The sequence below is a fragment of the Pseudorhodobacter sp. genome (genome assembly GCF_030452865.1).
Classification (GTDB): domain Bacteria; phylum Pseudomonadota; class Alphaproteobacteria; order Rhodobacterales; family Rhodobacteraceae; genus Pseudorhodobacter.
In genome coordinates, this window is the sequence record NZ_JAKDLJ010000549.1 from 1 (window position 1) to 1,864 (window position 1,864).

At 56.5% G+C, this 1,864-nt stretch carries 1 protein-coding gene; it reads right to left on the bottom strand.

Annotation, left to right across the window (positions count from 1 at the left end):
* Positions 1–102: 102 nt before the first annotated feature.
* Positions 103–1,845 (bottom strand): sodium:solute symporter family protein, encoded by a 1,743-nt coding sequence (locus tag L0H65_RS19290; protein WP_301460807.1) that lies wholly within the window; start codon positions 1,843–1,845, stop codon positions 103–105.
* Positions 1,846–1,864: the final 19 nt, after the last annotated feature.

Here is a 1,864-nt window from a genome sequence, read left to right on the forward strand (position 1 = left end):
CCAGAAAACTGATGATCGCGCTTTGCGCCATGATCCTGCCCATCACCCTCAGATCAAAAGACTTGCGCCCCCCGCGAACAGGCGGAGGGCGCAAGGGTTTGCTTAATGGCCGGTTGCAGCGCCCGCGCCTTTCGGCACGCGGATCGATTCAACCAAGTCCTGAATTTCAACCGGCGGTGCCTTGGTTGCGTTGGACACAACATAGGCAACTGCGAAGTTGATGATCGCGCCGACCGCCCCGAAGGAGGTCGATTTGATCGACAGGAACAACGGGTTGGCATCAGTGAAGCTGTTGGTGCCTTCAATGAAGAACCAGCCTTTGTGCAGGAAGATATACACAATGGTAACCACCAGACCGGTAACCATACCCGCCACAGCGCCGGAATTGTTGATGCGCTTGGAGAAGATGCCCATCATCAACGCCGGGAAGATCGACGCTGCTGCCAGACCGAAGGCGAGTGCCACGGTTTGCGCTGCAAAACCCGGAGGGTGCAGGCCGAGATATGTCGCGACAATGATCGCAACCGACATCGAGATCCGTGCGGCCAGCAATTCACCCTTTTCCGAGATGGAGGGGTTCAACTGACCTTTGATCACGTCATGGCTGATGGCGGAAGAAATCGCCAACAGCAGGCCCGCTGCGGTAGACAGAGCCGCCGCAAGGCCGCCCGCTGCCACAAGGGCAATCACCCAACCCGGCAGGTGTGCGATTTCAGGGTTGGCCAGAACCATGATGTCATTGTTCACGGTCAGCTCATTGCCAGCCCAACCACGTTCAGCAGCCTTGGCAACAAGTGCTTCGTTTTTCGACTTGTCGTTGTAATACTGGATCTTGCCGTCGCCGTTCTTGTCTTCAAACTTCAGAAGACCGGTAACTTCCCAGTTTTTCATCCATGCCAGATCAGGCTTGGTCTGGATGTCTTCCAAGGACACGGCATCAGCATTCGTACCATTTGGCCACATCGTGTCGGTCAGGTTCAAACGACCCATTGCACCAACGGCCGGGGCCACTGTGTACAAAAGTGCAATGAACACCAGCGCCCAACCCGCCGAAGAACGGGCGTCGGCAACGGTCGGCACCGTGAAAAAGCGCACGATGACGTGGGGCAAACCGGCGGTGCCGATCATCAGCGACATGGTGAACAAGAACAGGTTCAACGTGGTGTCGGTGTGGCCTGTGTATTGGTTGAAGCCCAACTCTTGCACGATTTGGTCAAGTTTCGCCAACAGCGGCATGCCCGAGGCAGTATGCTCCGAGAACAGGCCGATTTGCGGCAAGAATTGACCGGTCAAGTGCAAGGAGATGAAGATGGCCGGGATCGTATAGGCGACGATCAGCACGACATATTGCGCAACCTGCGTGTAGGTGATGCCTTTCATGCCGCCAAGAACCGCATAGAAGAACACAACCGCAGCGCCGATATAAAGGCCGGTAGAGGCTTTGACTTCCAGAAACCGCGAGAAGGCAACGCCAACCCCGGTCATCTGGCCGATAACGTAAGTCACCGATGCGATGATCAGGCAGATCACGGCCACCATGCGGGCGGTCGGGCTGTAGAAACGGTCGCCAATAAATTCCGGCACTGTGAATTTTCCGAATTTGCGCAGGTAAGGGGCCAGCAGCATCGCCAGCAAAACATAACCGCCGGTCCAGCCCATCAGATAGGCCGATGCGTCATAGCCACCAAAGGAGAGGATCCCGGCCATGGAGATGAAGGAGGCGGCAGACATCCAGTCCGCGCCGGTTGCCATACCGTTCAGAACGGGGTGAACCCCGCCGCCAGCGGTATAGAATTCAGCGGTGGAGCCCGCTCGGGCCAAGATAGATATACCGAAATACAGCAATAAATACGCGCCGAATACG